17 protein-coding genes are annotated in these 25,423 nt (G+C 70.6%); 15 read left to right on the top strand and 2 right to left on the bottom strand.

Annotated elements, in window-relative coordinates:
• The first annotated feature begins 173 nt into the window (after positions 1-173).
• The 10 genes from E0500_RS17645 to E0500_RS17690 all read left to right on the top strand — a co-directional run bounded on the left by E0500_RS17645 (position 174) and on the right by E0500_RS17690 (position 14,477).
• Entirely contained in the window at positions 174-2,465 is a 2,292-nt protein-coding gene (locus tag E0500_RS17645; RefSeq protein ID WP_131569914.1) for a bifunctional diguanylate cyclase/phosphodiesterase, read from the top strand.
• 425 nt (positions 2,466-2,890) lie between these two features.
• The gene (gatC, locus tag E0500_RS17650) at positions 2,891-3,187 is read left to right on the top strand and encodes an Asp-tRNA(Asn)/Glu-tRNA(Gln) amidotransferase subunit GatC (RefSeq protein ID WP_131558265.1); all 297 of its coding nucleotides are present in this window, start codon (positions 2,891-2,893) and stop codon (positions 3,185-3,187) included.
• 7 nt (positions 3,188-3,194) lie between these two features.
• Positions 3,195-4,691, top strand: a complete 1,497-nt coding sequence (gatA, locus tag E0500_RS17655; RefSeq protein ID WP_131558267.1) for an Asp-tRNA(Asn)/Glu-tRNA(Gln) amidotransferase subunit GatA — start codon at positions 3,195-3,197, stop codon at positions 4,689-4,691.
• Positions 4,688-4,927, top strand: coding sequence for a hypothetical protein (locus E0500_RS17660; RefSeq protein ID WP_131558269.1), 240 nt, complete (start codon positions 4,688-4,690; stop codon positions 4,925-4,927). The genes gatA and E0500_RS17660 overlap by 4 nt, the downstream gene beginning before the upstream one ends.
• Before the next feature lie 15 nt (positions 4,928-4,942).
• Positions 4,943-6,457 carry an Asp-tRNA(Asn)/Glu-tRNA(Gln) amidotransferase subunit GatB gene (gene gatB, locus E0500_RS17665; RefSeq protein WP_131558271.1) on the top strand — a complete coding sequence of 505 codons (1,515 nt, stop codon included), beginning with the start codon at positions 4,943-4,945 and terminating at the stop codon, positions 6,455-6,457.
• 296 nt (positions 6,458-6,753) lie between these two features.
• Positions 6,754-9,090, top strand: coding sequence for an MMPL family transporter (locus tag E0500_RS17670; protein WP_131558273.1), 2,337 nt, complete (start codon positions 6,754-6,756; stop codon positions 9,088-9,090).
• Entirely contained in the window at positions 9,068-9,634 is a 567-nt protein-coding gene (locus tag E0500_RS17675) for a GNAT family N-acetyltransferase (RefSeq protein ID WP_131558275.1), read from the top strand. The genes E0500_RS17670 and E0500_RS17675 overlap by 23 nt, the downstream gene beginning before the upstream one ends.
• A 73-nt stretch (positions 9,635-9,707) precedes the next feature.
• Positions 9,708-10,337, top strand: a complete 630-nt coding sequence (locus E0500_RS17680; RefSeq protein WP_165934832.1) for a hypothetical protein — start codon at positions 9,708-9,710, stop codon at positions 10,335-10,337.
• A 776-nt stretch (positions 10,338-11,113) separates the two neighbouring features.
• Entirely contained in the window at positions 11,114-14,173 is a 3,060-nt protein-coding gene (locus E0500_RS17685; protein WP_131558422.1) for a LuxR family transcriptional regulator, read from the top strand.
• A 94-nt stretch (positions 14,174-14,267) separates the two neighbouring features.
• Positions 14,268-14,477, top strand: a complete 210-nt coding sequence (locus tag E0500_RS17690) for a DUF6191 domain-containing protein (protein WP_131558276.1) — start codon at positions 14,268-14,270, stop codon at positions 14,475-14,477.
• Positions 14,478-14,526: 49 nt separating this feature from the next.
• Here E0500_RS17690 and E0500_RS17695 read toward each other — a convergent pair whose 3' ends face one another.
• Together E0500_RS17695 and E0500_RS17700 are read right to left on the bottom strand one after the other, a co-directional pair.
• The gene (locus tag E0500_RS17695) at positions 14,527-15,666 is read right to left on the bottom strand and encodes a PQQ-dependent sugar dehydrogenase (RefSeq protein ID WP_309505088.1); all 1,140 of its coding nucleotides are present in this window, start codon (positions 15,664-15,666) and stop codon (positions 14,527-14,529) included.
• Between the two features lie 158 nt (positions 15,667-15,824).
• Positions 15,825-16,823 carry an aldo/keto reductase gene (locus E0500_RS17700; protein ID WP_131558280.1) on the bottom strand — a complete coding sequence of 333 codons (999 nt, stop codon included), beginning with the start codon at positions 16,821-16,823 and terminating at the stop codon, positions 15,825-15,827.
• 75 nt (positions 16,824-16,898) lie between these two features.
• On the opposite strand from E0500_RS17700, the gene E0500_RS17705 reads away from it, so the two are divergent.
• From E0500_RS17705 to ilvC, 5 genes are all read left to right on the top strand, one after another.
• Positions 16,899-17,852 carry a 2-hydroxyacid dehydrogenase gene (locus tag E0500_RS17705; RefSeq protein WP_131558282.1) on the top strand — a complete coding sequence of 318 codons (954 nt, stop codon included), beginning with the start codon at positions 16,899-16,901 and terminating at the stop codon, positions 17,850-17,852.
• A gap of 414 nt (positions 17,853-18,266) precedes the next feature.
• Positions 18,267-21,311: an EAL domain-containing protein gene (locus E0500_RS17710; RefSeq protein WP_181587253.1), complete on the top strand. Its 3,045-nt coding sequence runs from the start codon at positions 18,267-18,269 to the stop codon at positions 21,309-21,311.
• Between the two features lie 403 nt (positions 21,312-21,714).
• Positions 21,715-23,583, top strand: coding sequence for an acetolactate synthase large subunit (locus E0500_RS17715; RefSeq protein WP_131558285.1), 1,869 nt, complete (start codon positions 21,715-21,717; stop codon positions 23,581-23,583).
• A gap of 19 nt (positions 23,584-23,602) precedes the next feature.
• Complete coding sequence (ilvN, locus tag E0500_RS17720; RefSeq protein ID WP_131558287.1) at positions 23,603-24,130, top strand: acetolactate synthase small subunit; 528 nt, start codon at positions 23,603-23,605, stop codon at positions 24,128-24,130.
• A gap of 142 nt (positions 24,131-24,272) precedes the next feature.
• A complete protein-coding gene (gene ilvC, locus E0500_RS17725; protein WP_131558289.1) occupies positions 24,273-25,274 on the top strand; it encodes a ketol-acid reductoisomerase in 1,002 nt (333 codons plus the stop codon).
• Positions 25,275-25,423: the final 149 nt, after the last annotated feature.

Here is a 25,423-nt window from a genome sequence, read left to right on the forward strand (position 1 = left end):
ATTCGGGCAACCGTCGACGACCGCTGCCCGTGGAAGCCTTCTGCGGCCTACTGTTGAGGTGTGCGCCTGCCGTGCCCGGACGCGTGGTGGGTATTCAGACGCGGTGCCGTTGAGGGTTGTCGGGAGCATCGGGCCGCGCTGCGTGAGCACCGCCGGCTGTGAGAGGGACGGGAATGGAACCGACCGAGAGCGCCGCCCCGGACTCACGGCTGCGTCTGCGCCGGGTGCCCGGGGCATGGCTGAGCAGTCGACGAGCGGGTGCAGGGCGATCGTCGGAGCGCGGGAACGGCGCTTCCGTGCGCGGCGATGACGCCGCCGCACGCGGCGCTTTGGTGCACGCGATGGGCGCGCACGGTGCCGCGCACCACCCCTCCGCGCACCAAGGCGCCGTGCGCGATGTGGGACTCGCGGGACACGAGTCCGAGCGGCACCTGCCCTGGCCCGCGGTACCCGCCGCCATCGTCGGGGTGGCCTGCGCGGTGCTCGGCGCCGGGTTCTACCGGGCGTTCACCGGACAGCACGCGCTCTTCCCGTCCGGCACGGCCGGCTGGTCGCTGGCCGTGCTGGCCGGCGTCATCGTGGGCCACCTGGTCGCGATGGGACGCGCCCGCTGGTGGGGCGGCACCGGATCGGGCGGCGCGCTCACCCTCGCCGCCCTGTTGCTCTACGGCTGGGTGCCCGCCGGGATGGTCAGCCTCACCGTCGTCGTCCTCGTCGGCGCGGCGCGCCGGGGCCGCTGGCGGCAGGGCGTGCTGCACGGCGCCGTCGACATACTCGGCATCGGTGCCGGCGCGCTCGTGCTCGCCGCGTTCGGACGCGTGCCCTCCGTCGAGTCGCCGTGGACTCCCACGAGTTGGAACATCTACGCGGTACCCCAGGTGGTGCTGGTCGCCACCGCGTACCTCGCGGTCACCCGCGGCCTGCTCTGGTACGTCCACGCGCCCCGCGGCGGCGGCGTCCCCACGGTCGCCCGCACGGCCCTGGTCAGGCACGGCCTGGTCGCGGTCGCGCTGCTCGGTATCGCGCCGCTCGTCTGTGTCGTCGCCGAAGCCCAGCCCCTCCTGCTGCCGCTGTTCGCCATCCCTCTCATCGCGCTCGACTACACGCTGTGGATCGCCCGCGCCCGGGCGGAGGAGCAACTGCGAGATCCGCTCACGGGGTTGCCGAACCGTCAGTGGCTGCTCGAACGGACCTGGACGGCGCTCGACGACGCGGAGCGGATCGGTGCGCGGGCGGCCCTGATGCTGATCGACATGGACCGCTTCCGATCGGTGAACGACACACTCGGTCACCTTGCCGGTGACCGGTTGCTGCTGCAGATCGCCGACCGGCTGAAGCTGGCGCTGCCCCGCGGAGCGGAGGCCGCGCGGCTCGGCGGCGACGAGTTCGCCGTCTTACTGCCCGTGGCCGACTCCACGACGTCCGCGTCGCGGGTCGCCCGCAACCTCGTCGCCGCGCTCGGCTCTCCCCTCGACCTCGACGGGCTCACCCTCGTGCTGGAGGCCAGCGCCGGGGTCGCCGTCTTCCCCGACCACGCGCTCGACGCGGAGGGCCTGCTGCGGCGGGCGGACGTGGCGATGTACCAGGCGAAGCGGGACCGTACGGGGGTGGAGGTGTACGAGTCCAAGCGGGACTCCAACACCCCCGACCGCCTCGGTCTGCTGGGCGATCTCAGGCGCGCGCTCGACGCGCACGAGGTCGAGTTGCACTACCAGCCGAAGGTCCGCTTCGACGGGAAGGTGGCCGGGCTGGAGGCCCTTGTGCGGTGGGTGCACCCCGAGCGGGGCAAGGTCCCGCCGGACGAGTTCATAGCGATCGCCGAGTCGTCCGGACTGATGCCGCATCTCACGGAGTACGTGCTGGAGACGGCACTGGAGCAGGTCGCACGCTGGCGCGCCAAGGGACTCCACGTACCGGTCGCGGTGAACGTGTCGCCGAGGGACGTCCACACCCCCGGTTTCGCGGGGGCGGTCGCGGCGCGGCTCGCCCGGCACGGGGTCCCGGCGGGAGCCCTGCAACTGGAGATAACGGAACACGTGCTCCTGGAGGACCCGCAGCGGGCCGCGGACACCCTGGCCGGGCTCGCCGGGCACGGAGTGAAGATGTCGCTGGACGACTTCGGTACGGGGTACTCGTCGCTCGTGCACCTGCGCAGGCTGCCCGTGAGCGAGCTGAAGATCGACCGGTCGTTCGTGGCGCGGCTGGCCGTGGACACCGAGGACGCGGAGATCGTGCGGTGCACGGTCGATCTCGCGCACTCCCTCGGGCTGTTGGTGGTCGCCGAGGGCGTCGAGGACGACGAGACCTGGGAGCGGCTGCGGGACCTCGGATGCGATGCGGTGCAGGGGTGGCTCGTCGCAGCCGCGATGCCTCCGGAGGAGACCACGGCGTGGTTGCGGGCGCGGGGATCACGGGGATGGCAGCGCCCGGCGGCGGCACTGCCGGCGGCCACGACGGACGAGTAGGGCGGGGCGCCGAGGGGATTTCCTCGCCCCCGCCGCCCCTACCCGTTCCCGTCCCTTCCCTGGGGGCTGCCGCCCCCAGACCCCGCATCGGCCTGAACGGCCTCGTCCTCAAACGCCGGACGGGCTGGAAATCCAGCCCCGGCCGGCAAATCCAGCCCCTCCGGCGTTTGAGGAGCGGGGTGCGGGGCGGAGCCCCGAAACCGGGGTTCCAGGGGGCGCTGCCCCTCGCCGGGGCCGAAGGGGCAGCGCCCCTGGGGATGGGACGGGTAGGGGCGGCGGGGGCGAGAACACCCCGCCCACACCCCGCCCTCCACAACCGCACCCAGTGACCCGACCCCCTCAGACACAATCCCGTGCGCGCGCAAGTCGGCGTGCCCCATAGGATTGAGCCCAAACCACACACACTCACCCCAGAGGATCGCTGCATGCCTGGCATCACGCGCGAGGAGGTCGCCCACCTCGCCCGGCTGGCGCGTCTGGAGCTGAAGCCCGAAGAGCTCGACCACTTCGCAGGCCAGCTGGACGACATCATCGGCGCGGTCGCCCGCGTCAGCGAGGTCGCCGACCAAGATGTACCGCCGACCTCGCACCCGCTGCCGCTGACGAACGTCATGCGCGCGGACGAGGTCCGTTCGTCGCTCACCCCCGAGCAGGCGCTCTCCGGCGCCCCGGCCCAGGAGCAGCAGCGTTTCAAGGTGCCGCAGATCCTGGGGGAGGACTGATCACGTCATGACCGACGCCATCATCAAGCTCACGGCGGCCGAGATCGCCGCGAAGATCGCCTCCGGCGAGCTCACCGCCGTAGCCGTCACCGAGGCCCACCTCGCCCGCATCGAGGCCGTCGACGAGAAGGTGCACGCCTTCCTGCACGTCGACCGCGAGGGCGCCCTGGCACAGGCCCGCGCCGTCGACGAGAAGCGGGAGCGCGGCGAGAAGCTCGGCCCCCTCGCCGGTGTGCCGCTCGCCCTCAAGGACATCTTCACCACCGCCGGGGTTCCGACGACCGTGGGATCGAAGATCCTCGAAGGCTGGATCCCGCCGTACGACGCCACCCTCACCAAGAGGCTGAAGGACGCCGACGTCGTCATCCTCGGCAAGACCAACATGGACGAGTTCGCCATGGGGTCCAGCACCGAGAACAGCGCGTTCGGGCCGACCGGCAACCCGTGGGACCTGACCCGGATCCCCGGTGGCTCCGGTGGCGGGTCCTCCGCCGCGCTCGCCTCCTTCCAGGCGCCCCTCGCCATCGGTACCGACACCGGTGGCTCCATCCGCCAGCCCGCCGCCGTCACCGGCACCGTCGGCGTGAAGCCGACCTACGGCGGGGTCTCCCGCTACGGCATGGTGGCGTTCTCGTCGTCCCTGGACCAGGGCGGACCGTGTGCCCGTACGGTTCTGGACGCGGCCCTCCTGCACGAGGTCATCGGCGGGCACGACCCGCTCGACTCCACCTCCATCGACGCCCCGGTACCGCCCGTCGTCGAGGCCGCCCGCAACGGCTCGGTCGCCGGTATGCGCGTGGGTGTCGTCAAGCAGTTCCGCGGCGAGGGCTACCAGGCCGGCGTGGTGCAGCGGTTCGACGAGGCCGTGGCCCTCCTCAAGGAGCTGGGCGCCGAGATCGTCGAGCTGGACTGTCCGTCCTTCGACCTGGCGCTCTCCGCGTACTACCTGATCGCGCCCAGCGAGTGCTCCAGCAACCTCGCCCGCTTCGACGGCCTGCGCTACGGCCTGCGGACCGGTGACGACGGCACGCACTCGGCGGAAGAGGTCACGTCCCTCACCCGCGCGGAAGGCTTCGGGGCCGAGGTCAAGCGCCGGATCATGCTCGGTACGTACGCACTGTCGAGCGGTTACTACGACGCGTACTACGGCTCCGCCCAGAAGGTCCGTACCCTCATCACCCGCGACTTCGAGAAGTCGTTCGAGAAGGTCGACGTGATCGTCTCCCCGACCACGCCCACCACGGCCTTCGCGATCGGTGAGCGCGCCGACGACCCGATGGCGATGTACCTCGCGGACCTGTGCACCATCCCGACCAACCTGGCAGGCAACGCCGCCATGTCCCTGCCCTGCGGCCTCGCGCCGGAGGACGGGCTGCCGGTCGGCCTGCAGATCATCGCCCCCGCGATGAAGGACGACCGCCTGTACAAGGTGGGGGCGGCCGTCGAGGCCGCCTACGTGGAAAAGTGGGGGCATCCGCTTCTTGAGGAGGCTCCGTCGCTGTGAGTGCACTGACCAAGGCCAAGGGCTTCAAGAAGTCCAAGTCCGGTACGTACCTGTCCATGGCCGCCACCGCGTTCGGCGCGATCGGCGTCGCCAAGCGGCTCAAGAAGGCCCGCGCCGAGAACGACACGCTGGTCCTGATCGACGCCACCGTGTCCGCCGCCGCCATCGTCACCGGCCTCGCCATCCTGTACCGCGAGCTGAAGCGGCTGGGCGACGACGACGTCCTGCTGGGCTGAGAGGGAAGTTTCACCGTGACCACCACGACCGACCTGGTGTCGTACGAGGACGCGCTGGCGTCGTACGACCCCGTCATGGGCCTTGAGGTCCATGTCGAACTCGGCACCAAGACCAAGATGTTCTGCGGGTGCTCCACCGAGCTCGGCGCCGAGCCCAACTCGCAGTCCTGCCCCACCTGCCTCGGCCTGCCCGGCTCGCTCCCGGTCGTCAACGCGACCGGCGTCGAGTCCGCGATCAAGATCGGTCTCGCGCTGAACTGCGAGATCGCCGAGTGGTGCCGCTTCGCCCGGAAGAACTACTTCTATCCGGACATGCCGAAGAACTTCCAGACCTCCCAGTACGACGAGCCGATCGCCTTCAACGGCTACCTCGACGTGCAGCTGGAGGACGGCACGACCTTCCGTGTGGAGATCGAGCGCGCCCACATGGAGGAGGACACCGGAAAGTCCACGCACGTGGGCGGTGCCACCGGGCGTATCCACGGCGCGCAGCACTCGCTGCTCGACTACAACCGTGCCGGCATCCCGCTCATCGAGATCGTCACCAAGCCGATCGTCGGCGCCGGGGAGCGCGCCCCCGAGGTCGCGCGGGCGTACGTCGCCGAGCTGCGCGAGCTCATCAAGGCGCTCGGCGTCTCCGAGGCCCGTATGGAGATGGGCCAGATGCGCTGTGACGTGAACCTGTCGCTGATGCCCAAGGGCGGCGACAAGTTCGGCACGCGCAGCGAGACCAAGAACGTCAACTCGCTTCGGTCCGTGGAGCGCGCCTGCCGGTTCGAGATCCAGCGCCACGCGGCCGTGCTGAGCGGCGGCGGCACGATCGTCCAGGAGACCCGCCACTTCCACGAGGACACGGGAAGCACCACCTCGGGCCGCGTGAAGGAGGAAGCCGAGGACTACCGGTACTTCCCGGAGCCGGACCTGGTGCCCGTCGCCCCGTCCCGTGACTGGGTCGAGGAGCTGCGCGCCACACTGCCCGAGCTGCCGCTCACCCGCCGCAACCGGCTGCGCGAGGAGTGGGGCGTCAGCGCGGTCGACATGCAGGCGATCCTGAACGCCGGTGCCATCGACCCGATCGTCGCCACCATCGAGGCGGGCGCCGACGCGACCTCCGCCCGCAAGTGGTGGATGGGCGAGCTGGCCCGTACGGCCAACGAGACGGGCACCCACCTGGAGGCGCTGCCCATCACGCCCGAGCAGGTCGCCCGGGTCACCGCGCTGGTCGCCGAGGGCTCCCTCAACGACAAGCTGGCCCGCCAGGTCATCGAGGGCGTCCTCAAGGGCGAGGGCACCCCGGACGAGGTCGTCGAGAAGCGCGGCCTGAAGGTCGTCTCCGACGAGGGCGCCCTGACCGCCGCCGTCGACGAGGCCATCGCGGGCAACCCGGCCATCGCGGACAAGATCCGCGGTGGCAAGGTCGCCGCTGCCGGTGCGCTCGTGGGCGCCGTCATGAAGGCCACCCGCGGCCAGGCCGACGCGGCCCGTGTCAAGGAGCTCATCCTGGAGAAGCTCGGCGTCAGCGAGGGCTGATCCGCATCATCCGCGGATCGCACGGATCGCACGGATCGCACGTCCCCAGGGGCGGTACATCGACCACACCGATGTACCGCCCCTGGGTGTGTCCACGGGTGTGAGGAGAGGCGACAGAGTCCGCGATCTGTCCTGTGACCTGGCTCGCACTCCTGGGACGGAACCCGTGAAAACGGCAAACGATCTTCTCCGTTTGCCAGAGTGTGGGCCATCAGACATGCGTTCTTTGCGGGTCCTTCGGTTCGCCCACGACTGTTCCCGGTCAAAGATCCACCCATTCCCCAGGGAGCACGTTCGTGGCAGCCCTCGCGCGCTGGTGTGTCCGGCACCGCCTTGTCGCCGTACTTCTGTGGCTTCTCACCTTCGCGGGCGCCGCCGCCGTCGCATCCGTCGCAGGATCCGCGTACTCGAACGACTATGCGACCCCGGGGACCGAGTCCAGCCGAGCCACCCAGCTCCTCGACGAGGGCTTCCCGCGCCTCGGCGGCGACAGCGACACCATCGTCTGGCACACCACCCACGGCACCGTGCGGGCCGCCGACGTCGAGCAGGCCATGACCCGCACCCTGGACGAGATCGCCGACCTGCCCTCAGTGGCGTCCGTGACCAGCCCGTACGAGGGGTCACCCGGCGGCCGGATCAGCCGTGACGGACACACCGCGTACGCCACGCTCACCTTCGACGACCAGACCCAGGACATCGACAAGGCCGAGGCCCAGAAGGTCGTCGACACCGCCAAGGCAGCCGAGACCGACGGACTCCAGGTCGAACTGGGCGGCAGGGCGATCGGGCTCACCGAGTCGACGGGCGGGCACATCGCCGAGGCGGCCGGCGTGCTCGTCGCCGCCGTCGTGCTGCTCGTCGCCTTCGGCTCGCTCGCCGCCTCCCTGCTGCCCATCGCGACCGCGCTCGTCAGCGTGGGGACCGCGTACGCCGGGATCGTGCTCCTCGGCCACGTCATGACCGTGGCCGACTTCGCGCCCATGCTGGGCATGCTGATCGGGCTGGGCGTCGGAATCGACTACGCGCTGTTCATCGTCACCAGGCACCGCAGGGAACTCAAGCGCGGGTTGTCCGTCACCGAGGCCGTGACCAGCGCCGTCGCGACCACGGGGCGGGCCGTCGTGTTCGCCGGCGCCACCGTGTGCATCGCCCTCCTGGGCATGCTCATCCTGCGGCTCGGCTTCCTGAACGGCGTCGCCATCGCCGCGTCGCTCACCGTGGTCCTCACGGTCGCCGCCTCCGTGACGCTGCTGCCCGCCCTGCTCTCGTTCATCGGCATGCGAGCCCTGAGCCGCCGTGAGCGCCGCCGCCTCGACGAGCACGGCCCCGAGCCGGAGCGGCCCACCGGGCTCGCCGCCCGCTGGTCCGCGTTCGTGGAACGGCACCCCAAGAAGCTCGGGGCCGTCGCGCTGGTCGTCATGACCCTGCTCGCGCTGCCCGCGCTCGGCCTGCACCTGGGCACCTCCGACCAGGGCAACAACCCGAAGACGGCGACCACGCGCCAGGCGTACGACCTCCTCGCGGACGGCTTCGGCCCCGGTGTGAACGGGCCCCTCACCCTGGTCACCAAGGTCGGCGGCGCCCAGGACAAGCTCGCCCTCGACAACCTCGACGCCACCCTCCGGGCTACCGAGGGCGTCGCCGCGGTGAGCCCGGTGACGTACGACACGGCGGGTGACACCGCGTACCTCAGCGTCGTTCCGGAGTCCTCCCCGCAGTCAAGGCACACCAGCGACCTCGTCGACCGGCTGCGCGACGAGGTGCTGCCGCGCGCCGAGGCGGGCACCTCGCTCGACCTGCACGTCGGCGGGGTCACCGCCGGCTACGACGACTTCGCGGACGTCATCGTCGGCAAGCTGCCGCTGTTCGTGGGCGTCGTGATCGGGCTCGGCTGCCTGCTGCTCCTGCTCGCCTTCCGGTCCATCGGCATCCCGCTGAAGGCCGCCGCGATGAACGTCGCCGCCGTCGCCGCCGCCTTCGGGGTCGTCGTCACGATCTTCCAGTGGGGCTGGGGGAGCGAACTGCTGGGCCTCGGCAGCGCCGGGCCGATCGAGCCCTTTCTCCCCGTGATCATGGTCTCGGTGCTCTTCGGGCTGTCCATGGACTACCAGGTCTTCCTGGTCAGCCGGATGTACGAGGAGTGGCTGGAGACCGGCGACAACCGGCGCGCCGTCCGCGTCGGCCTCGCCGAGACCAGCCGGGTGATCAACTCCGCCGCCGTCATCATGATCTCGGTGTTCCTCGCGTTCGTGCTCAGCGGGGACCGCGTCATCGCGATGTTCGGCATCGCCCTGGCCACCGCCGTGGCCCTCGACGCCTTCGTCCTCCGTACGCTCCTCGTGCCCGCCCTCATGCACCTGCTCGGCGGCGCCAACTGGTGGCTGCCCCGCTGGCTCGACCGCCGCATGCCGCGCATCAGCATCGAACCGGCCGAGTACCGGGCCGCCGCAGACGCGGCCGAAAAGACCAGCACGGAGAAAGCCGCCCGTGCGACCATCCCCGGGCGGCGAGCGGACGGTGACGATCCGGCCACCGACGACGAGCTCGACGACGAACCGGTCGTACTGGCTGACGAACCGGTCGCACTGGCTAAGGAGCGGCAACAGGATGTACGCGATATCTCTGGGTGACGACGGCGCCGAACTGCGGCCCCTGGACACCTGGCACGCCGAGGAGTTCCTCGCCCACCTCGACCGGGGGCGCGAGTTCATCGGGCAGCACATCCCGTTCGGCGCCAAGGCCACCGACGTCGACACCGCGCGCGAGCTCCTCCAGTCGTACGCCGACAAGCGCGCCGCCGACACCGGCAGCCTGCACGGGCTGTGGCTGGAGGGGAAGCTCGTCGGCGGTGTGCTCTTCCGGATCTTCGACGCCGCGAACGGCACGTGCGAGGTCGGCTGCTGGCTTGAACCCGCCGCCACGGGGCGGGGTTTGATCACCCGCGCCATGGGCGTCCTCATCGACTGGGCGGTTGACGAGCGAGGCATCCAGCGTGTGGAGTGGTTGGCGTCGTCCGCCAACGAACCGAGCATCAACGTGGCGCGGCGACTGGGCATGAGCCGCGACGGCGTCCTCCGGCAGCGCTACCCGTACCGGGGCGTACGCCAGGACACCGAGGTGTGGTCGGTCCTCGCGCCCGAGTGGCGAGAGGCACGCGCGCGTACGGAACGATGACACCCACGCGCACGCGTACTGCTCACAACGATCATTAAGAGACTTCTCAGACAACGTCCGTACGGTGCGAGGCATGGGTTCGAAGACAGTGGATGAGGCCGGGGTCGAGACCGGCGCAGAGGCACAGAGCGACAAGGAGACGGTGGACGTCACCAAGGAGGCCCCTGAGGCCAAGGAGGCCACCGGGATCGCGGAGACCAAGGAGGACACTTCCGCGGAAGCCTCCGTCGACGAGACGGACGCTTCCGACGACGTGGCCGACGAGCAGGACGAGGCCGCCGACGGGAAGGGCGCCTCCGACGCCTCCGCCGGGGTCGGCCAGGGCGCGGCGGCCATCGTGTCCGTCGGGCTCGGGCTGGTCTCGCTGACGGGCAGCTGGGTCGGCACCATCGCGCAGGCCCGCGAGTCGCTGTACGGCCAACTGGAGGCCGCGCAGGGCGTGAGCGTCGCCACACAGATCAAGCAGGTGTACGCCGACTCCTGGAACGCCAACGCCCTGGTGGCAGGCGTGTTCGCGCTGATCGCCCTGATCGCGGGCGTCGCCGTGCTGGTCCGGCCGGCGTTCGGCGACCCGGAGCGGGCGCCGCAGACACCCTGGATCAAGTCGGTTGCCTGGGCGGGCATCTCGCTCGGCTTCCTCGGCCTGGTCCTGGCCGCCGTGAAGTACTCCGACATCCTGCTCTCCACCCCGACGGTGGGTTGACCCCACCGCACAAGGAGGCTCACCAGTCTGATTAGCGATCCGTAGCGATCCTGTGGCAGGCTGTCACCTGCACGCCCGGCGCCCAGGCGACGTCGGGCACCCTCCTCGGCCCATAGCTGTGCAGGCTGGCCGACCAGCGTCCGGAGGGACGTGCCACGAGGGCTGACGGCACCTGCCACTCAGCACCAGGGCACGAAGACGATTGGCTCACACCTTGAGCAACACTGAAGGTCACTAAGCCAATCAGAGACGCTTGTCCTCGCAGCTCTGAGGGGCCTTAGGCCCGCCGTACATGGCGTACGGCGGATCTAAGGCCCCTCGCGCGTGCAAGATGCGGAACTCTCCCGATGTGGCACACCCCCCTCGGAGACGAAGGTGGGGGCATCGCAGCAAGCGAGCCCGAAACCGACGTTTCACGAGGAGTACGAGATGTTCCCGTACGAGCTCCAGCAGATCCGGTCCGCCGAGCTGATCCGCGAGGCCGCCGAGTACCGGATCGCCAGGGAAGCCCGCCGCGCCGCCCGCGAGGCGTCCCGGCAGCACGACGCCGAGAGGAGGCCGCATAGTCCCCGCCCCCGTCGGCACCGGCTCGCCCGCCCGGCGTGAGCCCCCGGCCGGGGGAGGACGGCCGCGCGGGGGGCGGCCTGCCTCCGGTGTGTACCGCGAGTGCCCTGCCGGCCCGGCAGGGCACTCTGCCCGTTCATGCGGGCGCCCCGCACACGCGTGGCGGGGCCGTTGTGCCGATATTCGGTGCCGCGCTGTCAGACCCGCGTGCGATGCTCGGCAGCGTGGAGATGAGATCGGTCAGCCCGGTGTTCGTCGGTCGCGCCGACGAGCTGGAGGTGTTGCACGACGCGCTCTCCCGCGCCGCCGCGGGGGAGCCCCAGGCGTTACTGCTCGGCGGCGAGGCCGGGGTCGGCAAGACGCGCCTGGTCGAGGAGTTCGCCACCACGGCCTGCCGCGAGAGCGCGGTCGTCGTGCTCGGCGGCTGCGTCGAGATCGGCGCCGACGGGCTGCCGTTCGCGCCCTTCTCCACCGCCCTGCGCTCCCTGCGCCGACAACTCCCCGACGAGGTGGCCGCCGCGGCCGAGGGACAGGAGGCGGAGCTGGCCCGGCTCCTGCCCGAGCTGGGCGAGGCGCCCCGCCGACTCGACGGCCGGCATGACGAGGAGGGCACGGCCCGCCTCTTCGAACTCACCGCCCGCCTCCTGGAGCGCATCGCCGCGGACCGCACGGTCGTCGTCGCCCTGGAGGACCTGCACTGGGCCGACGCCTCCACCCGCCACCTCCTGGCCTACCTGTTCCGCACACTCCGCACCGGCCGCCTCGTCGTCGTCGCCACCTACCGCGCCGACGACATCCACCGCCGCCACCCGCTCCGCCCACTGCTGGCCGAGCTCGACCGCCTGCGCACGGTCCGCCGCGTCGAACTGCGCCGTTTCAACCGCGCCGAGGTCGCCCGCCAGCTCGCCGGGATTCTTGCTTCCGAACCCGACCCGGCCCAGGTCGACGAGATCTTCGAACGCTCCGACGGCAACGCGTTCTTCGTCGAGGAACTGGCCGTCGCGGCCCACGAGGGCTGCCGTACCGGCCTCACCGACTCCCTGCGGGACCTGCTCCTCGTACGTGTCGAGGGGCTGCCCGAGGACGCCCAGCGCGTGGCCCGGATCGTCGCCGAGGGCGGCTCCACCGTTGAGTACGGCCTGTTGGCAGCCGTGGCCCGGCTCTCCGAGGACGACCTCATCGAGGCGCTGCGCGTCGCTGTCGGCGCCAACATCCTGCTCGCCGTGCCCGACGGCGACGGCTACCGCTTCCGGCACTCCCTGGTCCGCGAGGCGGTCAGCGACGACCTGCTGCCCGGCGAGCGCTCCCGCCTCAACCGCCGGTACGCCGAGGCGCTGGAGGCCGACCCGGCGCTCGTCCCGGCCGACGGCCGCGCCACCCGCCTGGCCAGCTACTGGTACCACGCCCACGACGCCGCGAAGGCCCTCCCCGCCGTCCTCCACGCCTCCGTGGAGGCCCGCGGCCGCCACGCCCACTCCGAGCAACTGCGGCTCCTGGAGCGGGCGATGGAGCTGTGGGAGACCGCCCCCGACTCCGTGCGGGTCGGACTGCGCCCCGTCGACTACACCGAGGTCTACCCTCCGTGCGGCTGTGACCCGGCCACCACGCCCCTGCGCTATCTCGACCTCATGGCCGAGGCCGCCGTCGCGGGCCGGCTGTGCGGGGAGCGCGAGCGCGCCCTGAAGATCACCAAGCGTGCGCTGCACTTCCTGGAAGACGAGAGCGACCCCCTGCGCGAGGCCTGGTTCTGGGTGCAGCGTTCCCTGCTGGTGCAGGGCCTGGCCCGGGGCGACGGGTGGAAGGAGCTCGGCACCGCACAGGAACTGGTGCGCGGACTCCCCCCGTCCGAGGTGCACGCCGAGGTACTGGCGATGGTCGCGGGCTGGTCCATGCTCCACGCACCCGGACCCGAGGCGCTCTCCGACGCCCAGCGCGCCGTCGAGTACGCGCGCATGGTGGGCGCCGAGGACATCGAGCTGAACGCACGCCTCACACTGGGCACCCTGATGGTCGACGCGGGGGACATCGAGGCCGGGCTCGCCGAGATGTACGCGGTCAAGGACCAGGTGGAGAAGCGCTCCCTGACCGCCGTCGTGGGCCGCAGCCATGTGAACCTGCCGTCGGCCCTGGAGAGCGTCGGCCGCTCCGGGGAAGCCATCGAGGTGCTGCGGACAGGCCTCGAACTCACCCGCAGGATGGGCCTGTCGGAGTCGGAGACCTTGGTCTGGAGCAACCTCTCCGAGTCGCTGTTCCCCCTGGGCCGCTGGGACGAGGCCGCCGAGGCCGCGGTGAACGCGATCAGCGGAGGACAGAGCGCGAAGCCACGCGCCGGCGGCTCCATGCACCTCACGAACGTCGAACTCGCCCGGGGCGACGTGGCCGATGCCGCCCGCCATCTGGCCGACGCCCTCGCCTTCTACGGCACCCATGACCCGCAGCCACAGAACAACATCCCGCTGGCCGCCCTGATCATGGGCGTGGCTGCCGCCGAAGGCAGGCTCCTCGACGCCCGCGCCGAACTCCGCCGCGCCCTGGACGCCGGCTTCCCACCCGGCATGCAGCGCTATGCCTGGCCCCTGTTGCTGGCCGCGGTCACGGCCGAGGCCGACGCCCGCGGTCTGCCCGTCGCCGAAGAAGGGCGCACCGAGGTCCTGTCGGACATCTTCGAAGCCGTCAAGAAGCTCACCACGGGCGCGCCGGTCTGGCTCGCGTACGAGAGGTGGGTACGGGCCGAACTCCGCTGCGCCGAGGGCGTGCTGGAGCCCGGGACCTGGTCCGAGGTCGTGGCCGCCTTCGAACCGCTGGAGCGGCCGTACGACCTCGCCCGCGTCCGGTACAGGCTCGCCGAGGCGCTTCTGGTGAGCGGCGCCGACCAGGAGGGCCGGGACCGCGCGACGGAACTCCTCCGGCTGGCCGCCGCCGTCGCCGACCACCTGGGAGCCCGCCCGCTCGCCGACTCGGTCGCCCTGCTCGCCCAGCGCGCACGCCTCACCCTGGCCCGCGTCCCCGAGCGGTCCGCCCTGGCTCCCGACGACCCCGTCGAGGCCCTGGGCCTCACCAGCCGCGAGCGCGACGTCCTGCGCCTGGTCGCCGTCGGACGCAGCAACCGCCAGATCGCCGAGGAACTCTTCATCTCCCCCAAGACGGCCAGCGTCCACGTCTCCAACATCCTCGCCAAGCTGGGCGTCTCGGGCCGGGGCGAGGCGGCGGCGCTGGCACATCGACTGCGGTTGTTCCCGCCGGGGGCGGAGAAGCAGACGGCAGCGGGATAGAGGAGCAGACGGCAGCGGATAATGGCCCCAGGCCATCAGCAGCGAGGACATCTGCAGAGACGAGGGCCGGTGGGGCCGGTCCGGGGAGGTGCCCGTGTTCAACGCCTTCGAGGAACTGTTCGCGCCCGGACACAAGCACACCAGCGATGAACGCAATCGCCTGGAGATGACCCGGGAGGACGTCGGCGACAGCGACCCCGCGCGAGGACCGATAGACCTGGAGTCGGGCACCGCGGTCATACGCCCATCGGCCCGGCTCCACGACGCGAAGGACCCCAACGAAGGGGAAGCGGACGAGGAATGAGTCCCCTGGTGGCTGTGTGAGGGCGCTCCGGCGGCCCACCCCGCCCGGGCTACTTCACCTCCAGCTCGAGGATCTTGTCGTCGCCCTTCCCGGGTGAGCCTCGGCCGTCCGTTTCGCTCGTGGTCAGCCACAACCTGTTGCCGCCCGCGGAAACGACCGTGCGGAGGCGCCCGTACTCGTCCGTCAGGAAAGCCTGGGGGTCCGCGGAGAGTTCGGTGCCCTTCAGGGGGATGCGCCACAGACGCTTGCCGCGCAGACCGGCCATCCAGACCGAGCCCTCGGCCATGGCGATGCCGCTCGGCGAGGCCTCCGCCACGCGCCACTGGGCGACCGGATCGACGAAGCCGGACTTTCCTTCCTTGCCCTCGACGTCCGGCCAGCCGTAGTTGCCGCCCGGCTTGATCCGGTTCAGCTCGTCCCAGGTGTTCTGGCCGAACTCCGACGCCCACAGGCGCTGTTTGTCGTCCCAGGCCACGCCTTGCACATTGCGGTGACCGTACGAGTACACGAGCGAGTCGCCGAAGGGATTGCCCGGGGCGGGCTCGCCGTCCGGGGTCATGCGCAGGATCTTGCCACCGAGGGACTTCTTGTCCTGCGCCAGCGGGCCTTCGTACCGCTCGCCCGTCGTGGCGTACAGCATCCGGTCGGGGCCGAAGGCCAGACGGCCGCCGCTGTGGTTCGTGCCCTTCGGGATGCCGCGCACGACCGTGTCGGGGGCACCCAGCTGCTCACCCGACGGCTTCTCCGGGGCGTACAGCATGCGCACGACGCGGTTGTCCGACTCCGAGGTGAAGTACGCGTAGATCATGTGGTCCGACGCGTAGTCCGGGGAGATCGCGAGGCCCAGGAGACCGCCCTCGCCGCCGGGGGAGACCCCGGGGACCTCGCCGAGCTCCGTCTTCTTGCCGGTCTTCTCGTCGACGAGCGTGATCGTGCCCTCGTCCCGCGAGGACACCAGCAGTCCGCCCTCGGGGAGCGGAGCCAGGCCCCAGGGGCTCTTCAGGCCCTCGGCGACCGTACGCACCACCTTGACCGAGCCCTTCGCGGGCGCGGCGTCCTCCGGGGCGGACTCGTCCGACGACGCCCCTGGCCCCTTACTGTTCGCAGCAGAGGTCCCGCCCGCGCCCCCGTCGCCGGAGGAACAACCGGACGTCACCAGAAGAACGGCCGCGGCCAATACGGCCGTCACAGCTCGACGTTGCACGATCAAGATCCCTTCGACGCGGAGCCACTACTGTTCTTACACCGCGAACGCCCCACAGGTTCCAGCTCCGGCGGATCAAGACAACTTTTCAACCGGAACCCTCTCCCGGACGGCGGCCGACAGCCTCTTCGGGACCGGTGCCCTCAGTCCCAGGAACCCTGCGCCGCCGGCAGTGCCGCGAGCTCTGCCAGGTCCTCCGGGGACAGTCGGAGATCGCCGGCGGACGCGTTCTCCGTCACCCAGCGCTCCTGCTTGGTGCCGGGGACCGGTACGACGTGGGCCCCCTGGGCGAGCACCCAGGCGATGGCCACGTGGGCCGGGGTCACCCGATCGCCATGACGTGCCGCCACCCTGCGCAACCCCGCCACGATCGGCTGGTTGGCCGCCATCATCTCGGCCGTGAAACGAGGGTGCCGGGCGCGCATGTCATCGGGCTCGAAGCCCTCGCCCGGCGTCAGCGTGCCGGTGAGGAAGCCGTTTCCCAGGGGCATCGCAGCGAGGAAGCCCACCCCGTGTGCCGTGCACCAGGGAAGGAGCGCGTCGAGAGCGTCGGGCGACCACACCGACAGCTCCGCCTGGACCGCGCTGACCGGGAAGACCTGCTGGACACGCTCCAGCTGGCGGATCGTTCCGTCGTGCAGCCCCGACCCGGCCCGTCGCGCGGCCCTCGCTCCCACCGCGCACAGGCCCAGTGCCCGCACCTTGCCCGCCCGGACGAGCTCCGCCATCGCGCCCCAGGTCTCCTCGACCGGCACCTCCGGGTCCGCGCGGTGCAGTTGGTAGAGGTCGATGACGTCCGTCTGGAGGCGGCGGAGGGAGGCGTCACAGGCGCGCTTCACATAGCCGGGGCGGCCGTTCGCCACGATGTGCTGCTCGCCGACCAGCAGGCCGACCTTCGTCGACACGAAGGCCTCCGCGCGGCGTTCCTTCAGGACCCGGCCCACCAGCAGCTCGTTCGTGAACGGCCCGTACATGTCGGCCGTGTCCAGGAGCGTGGAGCCGAGGTCCAGCGCACGGTGCAGCGCCCGGAGCGACTCGTCACCCCGCTGCCGCGACCCGCAGTACGCCCAGCTCATCGGCATGCACCCGAGCCCCACCGCCCCCACCGCGAGCGTCGCCGCGCCGATCGTCCTGCGCTCCACCTGGCCTTATCCTCCCTCTCCTGGCACCCCAAACTAACCAATGAGGCTCAGGAGGCTTCGCATAGCCTCCTTGGCATGACTGGTGACGTGTGGCTTCCGTTCGGCGCCGACGAGATCGAAGGGCTCCCTGATGGGCCCAACTACCTCTATTGGGATGGTGACCAGGAGTTTCCCGGTGATCCGGGCAAGTGTGTCTTTTACGTCGTGCCCTATATGAAGGCGCCCGCGATCTCCCAGCGACCGCTGCCCGACATGACCTCCGTCCAGGTCGTGCAGACGCTTTCCGCCGGCATCGACCACGTCGAGCCGGGCCTGAAGCACCTGCGCCCCGGCGTGCGGCTGTGCAACGCGCGCGGGGTGCACGAGACGAGCACGGCCGAGCTCACCCTCACGCTGATACTCGCCTCGCTGCGGGGCGTCCCCGACTTCGTACGCGGGCAGGAGCGTCAGGAGTGGCGGAGCGGGTTCCGTCCCGCGCTGGCCGACAAGTCCGTGCTCATCGTGGGGTACGGCTCGATCGGTGCCGCCATCGAGGACCGGCTCGCACCTTTTGAACTCGCGCGGGTGGCGCGCGTCGCGCGCTCAGAACGCACCACGGCACGCGGACCGGTGCACCCGCTCACCGAACTGCCCTCCCTGCTGCCCGAAGCGGATGTCGTCGTCCTGTCGACGCCCCTCACGCAGAGCACACGCGGCCTGGTGAACGCCGAATTCCTGGCCCGCATGAAGGACGGAGCGCTGCTCGTGAACGTCGCGCGCGGACCTGTCGTCGACACCGAGGCGCTCCTCGCCGAGCTGGAGAGCGGGCGCATCACCGCGGCCCTGGACGTCACCGATCCCGAGCCGCTGCCCAAGGGACATCCCTTGTGGCACGCGCCCGGCCTGCTCATCAGCCCCCATGTCGGCGGCCCGACGTCGGCCTTTCTGCCCCGCGCGACGAGGCTTCTGGCGGACCAGTTGAATCGATTCGTGAACCGGCAGCCGCTGCGAAACGTGGTCCTTATGACAGGCGATACGGCCGACGACTAATCCACTTCGGGCACCCTCCGCAGTCCCCCGGATGCGGATGGTGTCCGTATCGCCACTGTTCGTCACGGAGCGTAGAGCAGCTATGTCCCTGAGTGACGAGACTGGTGTATCGTCCCGACAGGGGTTGCGCCGCGCACCGTTCGGCGCCGGGGAAGGAATGCGACTGCGAGGGGGGCGACGGGCGATGCACGGCCTATGGACGAACGATCCGACGCGGCGGGGCCGTCGACGGCGACCCCTGCAGGGCGCGACGGCCAGACAGGGTCAGCGCGGTCACGGCCATCACCACAGCAGGTACAGCAGCCGTAGGCGGCACACGCAGCCGGCGTCCCGGTACCAGCGGGACGCGGGAGCGACACGGATGGGAGAGGTCCGGTGAGCGCCCGGTCGTCGTCCGTCACCACGCTCAAGCCGATGCTGCGGGCACAGCCGCTGACGAGCCCCCAGCCGACGGGCGAGCCGGCCCTGCGCGGCGGTTCCGTGACAAGCGTGCGCTCGCAGCTCGTGCTGGCCCTGGTGTGCGCGGGATACGCCGTCGGCGCCGCGTTCGGCTGGGGCTCGCCGTACGTGGCTCTCATCATGGGCGACTTCGGGCTGAGCGCCGCCGCGATCGCCGCGGCCGTGTCCTGTTTCCGCTACGCGCGCAGCCGCCGCAGCCGCTTTCGACCCGCATGGCTGCTGTTCGCGCTGTCCTCCATGATGGCGGCGCTCGGCAACCTGGTCTGGGGCTGGTACGAGGTCGTGCTGCGCCGCCCCATGCCCGACCCGAGCTATGCCGACCTGTTCTTCCTGTGCTTCGCGCCCCCCGCCATCGTCGGGCTGCTCGTCCTGGCCAAGAGGCCCGTGACCAAGGCCGGCTGGGTCTGCCTGGCGCTGGACGCCTGGCTGATCGGCGGCTCACTGGTCACACTCTCCTGGAGCCTGGCACTCGCGCAGGCCGCGAAGGACGACGGCGACGTCGCGCACACGGCGCTCTCGCTCGCCTACCCGCTCCTCGACATCGCCCTCGTCAGCATGGTGCTCGCACTGCACTTCCGGCGCTCGGCGGTCAACCGCTCCGCGGTGAACACCGCGATCGGCGCCCTCGCACTCACGGTGATGTGCGACGCCCTGTTCACCTCACCCCTGCTGCACAACAGCTACCGCTCCGGCCAGCTCCTCGACGCGGGCTGGTTCGCGGGCTCGCTGCTCCTCGCGTACGCCCCCTGGGTCAGCCACCGGCGCGGCCGGCCGGCCGCCGACAGCCACCACACCGCCAGGGGCACCACGGCCCCGCACACCACGGACGGGCACACGCGCGTGGTGCACGAGCACATCCCAGGGCAGCGACACGAGACCAAACGGCAGGAAACCGTACGGCACGAAACCCCACGGCACGAAGCGCAACGACCCGACGCAGACCGGCACGACGGACACCAGGGAGGACATGTGCACATGCTCCTCCAGGGAGTAGGGCTCAGTCGCTGCCCGGCCACCCGTCCGATCGCCGGATCACTGTCCGCGCTGACTCCCTACCTGGCCGCCGCCGTCTGCACCCTGGGCATCCTCTACAACGTGCTCAACGGCCGCAGCGTCGACCGCGTGGTGCTCATCACCGCCTGCACCGTCGTGCTCGCCCTCGTCGTACGCCAGGGCATCATGCTCCTCGACAACATCACCCTCACCCAGGAGCTGGCCCAGAAGGAGAACCACTTCCGCTCCCTGGTGCAGGGTTCCAGCGACGTCATCATGATCGCCGCCCCCAGCGGCATCCTGAGGTACGTCAGCCCGGCCGCCGCCGGTGTGTACGGTCGCCCCGCCGAGGAGCTCGTCGGGACCGAACTCGCCTCGCTCATCCACCCGGAGGACCTGGGCTGCGTCGTGCACGAAGTACGCCGATTCCTCGCCGCCAGCCCCCTCGAAGAGGCCACCACCCGCATCGAGTGCCGCTTCAAGTCCGGTTACGGCGCCTGGCTGAACGTGGAATCGACGGTCAACCGCCACCACGGCGGCCTCATCTTCAACAGCCGGGACGTGACCGAAAGGGTGCGCCTCCAGGCGCAACTCCAGCACAACGCCGAGCACGACCCGCTCACCGACCTGCCCAACCGCGCGCTGTTCACCAAGCGGGTGCAGCAGGCACTGTCCGGCCGCCGCGCCACCGACCGGGGCGTCGCCCTGCGCAACACGGCGGTCCTCTTCATCGACCTCGACGGCTTCAAGGCCGTCAACGACACGATCGGCCACCAGGCCGGCGACGAGCTGCTGATCCAGGCCGCCCGCAGACTCCATGACGCGGTCCGGCAGGGGGACACCGCCTCCCGCCTGGGCGGCGACGAGTTCGCGGCCCTCATCGTGGGCGACAACACCCGCGACCGCGCCGCACGCGAGCGGCACATCTTCGAGCTCGCCGACCGGCTCCGGGTCACCCTCTCCCAGCCGTACACCATCGACGGCAACGACGTGCGGGTGGCCGCCTCCATCGGCGTCGCCTTCGCCGAGCCGGGCCTCGGCGCGGGCGAGCTGCTGCGCAACGCCGACCTCGCCATGTACCGCGCCAAGGCCTCCGGCAAGGGCCGCGTCGAGCTGTACGCCCCACAGATGCAGCAGGACGTCGTACGGAAGGCCGAGCTGGCCACACGGCTGCGCGCGGCCCTGCACGACGGCGAGTTCACGCTGCTGCACCAGCCCGTCGTGGCGCTCCAGAGTGGCCGGATCACATCGGTGACGGCCGAGGCCCGCTGGCGCTCCTCCCAGGGGGTGCTGTTCACCCCCGCCGAGTTCCTGCGGGTCTCCGAGGACAGCGACAGGACCGCCGAGCTGGACCGCTGGTTGCTGGAGGAGGCCATCGAGCAGGCCGCCGAGCGCACCGCGGCCGGAGTCGGCGTGCCGGTGACCGTCCGGATGCGCGCCCGGCGTCTGCTGGACCGCTCTCTGCCCGCCGGTTCCATCGAGGCGCTCCTGACCCGCCACGGACTCCCCTCCGGCGCCCTGGTGATCGAGCTGGCGGACATCGACGCTCGCCTCTGTCTGGACGATCTGGAGCGCCGGCTGAGCACCCTGAGGCGGCTCGGTGTCCGGATCGCCCTGGACGGGTTCGGCAGTGGCCACGAGGCGATCACGGCGCTGCAGCGCCTCCCCGTGGACATCCTCAAACTCGACCGCGGTCTGGTCGAGGGGATCGTCGAGTCACCGCGGCTGCACACGATCACCAGTGGGCTGCTGCGGATCGCGGGCGACCTGGGCGTGCAGTCGCTCGCGGACGGGGTGGACCTCCCCGAGCAGGTGATCGCCCTGCGCGCGATGGGCTGCAGCCACGGACAGGGGGCGGCCTTCTCCGCGCCGCTGGACGAGTACCGGCTGCGACGGGCGCTGGCCGCGGGGCACTGTCCGGTTCCCCACGGACCGGCGGAGCCCGTGTTCGCGGGCAGCGTCCGAGAGCCGACGGGGCGCGTCGGAGTCGAGGGCGCGACCGCCTAGAAGCCTGAAGAGCTGAGCACGGTCGTGGCCTCGACACCGACGGTGGCGCCCCGGAGGTGAACGAGCCGGAGAAAGGGGGGCGAGGGGTGTACACCAGTGGAGTGCCCGCAGTTCACGGAGGCCGTACGCCCTTCAGCTCACATAATGAGACTCCCGTCCCACCCACTTGACACGTGGTGCGTGGCGGGTAGAGGGTCTGTGCCATGCGCACCCGAATTCTCGTACTTGGAAAGCGCGTCGGCTGAAGCTGGGGCCCACCGGAGGATCAACCGGAACCCCCAGCGACCGTATCCGGCGCGCTCCCCTCGCTTGCCTCACGGCACGAGGGGTTTTTTGTTGCACAGGCACCTGTCGCACACCGAACAAACCTCGCAAAAACCCTCAGCATCGAGAAGAGAAGCCGATGACCGAGCAGGCCACCGGGGCCCACCATCCGCAGCCGCGGCCCCGATCCGGAGGACAGCAGTCCGCGACCGTCGAGCACGTGACGGGCGCGCAGTCCCTCATCCGCTCGCTTGAGGAGGTCGGGGCCGAGACGGTATTCGGCATTCCCGGGGGCGCCATCCTTCCGGCCTACGACCCGCTGATGGACTCCACTCGGGTGCGCCATGTGCTGGTCCGTCACGAGCAGGGCGCCGGCCACGCGGCCACCGGTTACGCGCAGGCCACCGGCAAGGTCGGGGTGTGCATGGCGACGTCCGGCCCGGGCGCCACCAACCTGGTGACCCCGATCGCGGACGCGCACATGGACTCCGTGCCGCTGGTCGCGATCACCGGGCAGGTCGCCTCCAAGGCGATCGGCACGGATGCCTTCCAGGAGGCGGACATCGTCGGCATCACGATGCCCGTCACCAAGCACAACTTCCTGGTCACCAAGGCCGAGGACATTCCGCGGGTGATCGCGCAGGCGTTCCACATCGCCTCCACCGGCCGTCCGGGCCCGGTCCTGGTCGACATCGCCAAGGACGCCCTCCAGGCGCAGACCACCTTCTCCTGGCCGCCCGTCATGGACCTGCCCGGCTACCGGCCCGTCACCAAGCCGCACGCCAAGCAGATCCGCGAGGCCGCCAAGCTGATCACCGCCGCCAAGCGGCCGGTCCTGTACGTCGGCGGCGGTGTCCTCAAGTCCCGCGCCACCGCCGAGCTGAAGGTCCTCGCTGAGCTCACCGGAGCGCCCGTCACCACCACCCTGATGGCGCTCGGCGCGTTCCCCGACAGCCACCCGCTGCACGTGGGAATGCCGGGCATGCACGGTTCGGTCACCGCCGTCACCGCGCTGCAGAAGGCCGACCTGATCGTCGCCCTCGGTGCCCGCTTCGACGACCGCGTCACCGGCAAGCTGGACAGCTTCGCCCCGTACGCCAAGATCGTCCACGCCGACATCGACCCGGCCGAGATCGGCAAGAACCGCGCCGCCGACGTGCCGATCGTCGGTGACGCCCGCGAGGTCATCGCCGACCTGATCCAGGCCGTCCAGAAGGAGCACAGCGAGGGCCAGCAGGGTGAGGCCGCCGGGCCAAGGTACGCAGCCTGGTGGACCGACCTGAACCGCTGGCGCGAGACCTACCCGCTCGGCTACGACCAGCCCGGCAACGGCTCGCTCTCCCCGCAGCAGGTCATCGAGCGCATCGGCCAACTCGCCCCGGAGGGCACGATCTTCGCGGCGGGCGTCGGCCAGCACCAGATGTGGGCCGCCCACTTCATCCAGTACGACAAGCCCGCGACCTGGCTGAACTCCGGCGGCGCCGGGACGATGGGGTACGCGGTCCCCGCCGCGATGGGCGCCAAGGCCGGGACGCCGGACCGGGCCGTCTGGGCCATCGACGGCGACGGCTGCTTCCAGATGACCAACCAGGAGCTCACCACCTGCGCCCTGAACAACATCCCGATCAAGGTCGCCATCATCAACAACGGCGCCCTCGGGATGGTCCGCCAGTGGCAGACCCTGTTCTACAACCAGCGCTACTCCAACACCGTCCTGCACAGCGGCCCCGGGGCCGACGGCAAGCAGCCGAGCGCCGGCACCCGCGTCCCCGACTTCGTGAAGCTGTCGGAGGCCATGGGCTGCTATGCGATCCGCTGCGAGTCCCCGGACGAGCTCGACAAGGTGATCGAGGAGGCGAACTCGATCAACGACCGCCCGGTCGTCATCGACTTCATCGTCCACGAGGACGCGATGGTGTGGCCGATGGTCGCCGCCGGCACCTCCAACGACGAGATCATGGCCGCCCGGGACGTCCGCCCCGACTTCGGCGACAACGAAGACGACTGAGCGAGAGAGACCTTCAGACATGTCCAAGCACACGCTCTCCGTCCTGGTGGAGAACACCCCGGGCATCCTCGCCCGGATCGCCGCCCTGTTCTCCCGCCGCGGCTTCAACATCGACTCCCTCGCCGTCGGGGTCACCGAGCACCCGGAGATCTCCCGCATCACCATCGTGGTGAACGTGATCGAGGAACTGCCCCTCGAACAGGTCACCAAGCAGCTCAACAAGCTCGTCAACGTGCTGAAGATCGTCGAGCTGGAGCCTGGGCAGGCCGTTCAGCGTGAACTCGTTCTGGTGAAGGTGCGCGCCGACAACGAGACGCGCTCCCAGATCGTCGAGATCGTCCAGCTGTTCCGCGCCAAGACCGTCGACGTCTCCCCGGAGGCCGTCACCATCGAGGCCACCGGCAGCAGCGACAAGCTGTCGGCCATGCTCAAGATGCTGGAGCCGTACGGCATCAAGGAGCTCGTCCAGTCCGGCACGATCGCGATCGGCCGCGGCGCCCGTTCGATCACGGACCGGTCGCTGCGTGCACTGGACCGGTCGGCGTAACACTCGAAGAAGAGCCGTTCACGACCGGAAACGGGCGGTCGGCAGGCGTCGCCCGCCCGTATTCCGAGACCCCGAGACCTCCACCGACCCCACCGTCATACGGTGGGACGCAACACCTGCACTCCCAAGGAGAGAACCCAAAGTGGCCGAGCTGTTCTACGACGCTGACGCCGACCTGTCCATCATCCAGGGCCGCAAGGTCGCGGTCATCGGCTACGGCAGCCAGGGCCACGCCCACGCCCTGTCGCTGCGCGACTCGGGTGCCGACGTCCGCGTCGGTCTCCACGTGGGCTCCAAGTCCAAGGCGAAGGCCGAGGAGCAGGGCCTGCGTGTGGTGACCCCGTCCGAGGCCGCCGCCGAGGCCGACGTCATCATGATCCTCGTCCCGGACCCGATCCAGGCCCAGGTCTACGAGGAGCACATCGCCCCGAACCTGAACGACGGCGACGCCCTGTTCTTCGGCCACGGCCTGAACATCCGCTACGGCTTCATCAAGCCCCCGGCCGGCGTCGACGTCTGCATGGTCGCCCCCAAGGGCCCGGGCCACCTGGTCCGCCGTCAGTACGAGGAGGGCCGCGGCGTTCCCTGCATCGCCGCCGTCGAGCAGGACGCCACGGGCAACGCCTTCGCGCTCGCCCTGTCGTACGCCAAGGGCATCGGCGGCACCCGAGCCGGCGTCATCAAGACGACCTTCACCGAGGAGACCGAGACCGACCTCTTCGGCGAGCAGGCCGTCCTCTGCGGTGGTACGGCTGCTCTGGTGAAGGCCGGTTTCGAGACGCTGACCGAGGCCGGCTACCAGCCGGAGATCGCGTACTTCGAGTGCCTGCACGAGCTGAAGCTGATCGTCGACCTCATGTACGAGGGCGGCCTGGAGAAGATGCGCTGGTCGATCTCCGAGACCGCCGAGTGGGGCGACTACGTCACCGGCCCGCGCATCATCACCGACGCCACCAAGGCCGAGATGAAGAAGGTCCTCGCCGAGATCCAGGACGGCACGTTCGCCCAGGCCTGGATGGACGAGTACCACGGCGGTCTGAAGAAGTACAACGAGTACAAGACCCAGGACTCGGAGCACCTGCTGGAGACCACCGGCAAGGAGCTGCGCAAGCTGATGAGCTGGGTGAACGACGAGGACGCGTAGCACTCCGTGGGTTCGGCCGTGACCCTGGGCTCGCCTGGTGTCGCGGTCGGACCCGTAGGCCGGGGTCCGGCCACGGGGCTCCGCCCCGGACCCCGCTCCTCAAACGCCGGAGGGGCTGTGTGGTGGGCCATCGCCGGAGGGGCGGGGTT

This window comes from Streptomyces sp. KM273126, assembly GCF_004337435.2.
Taxonomy (GTDB): Bacteria; Actinomycetota; Actinomycetes; order Streptomycetales; family Streptomycetaceae; genus Streptomyces; species Streptomyces acidicola.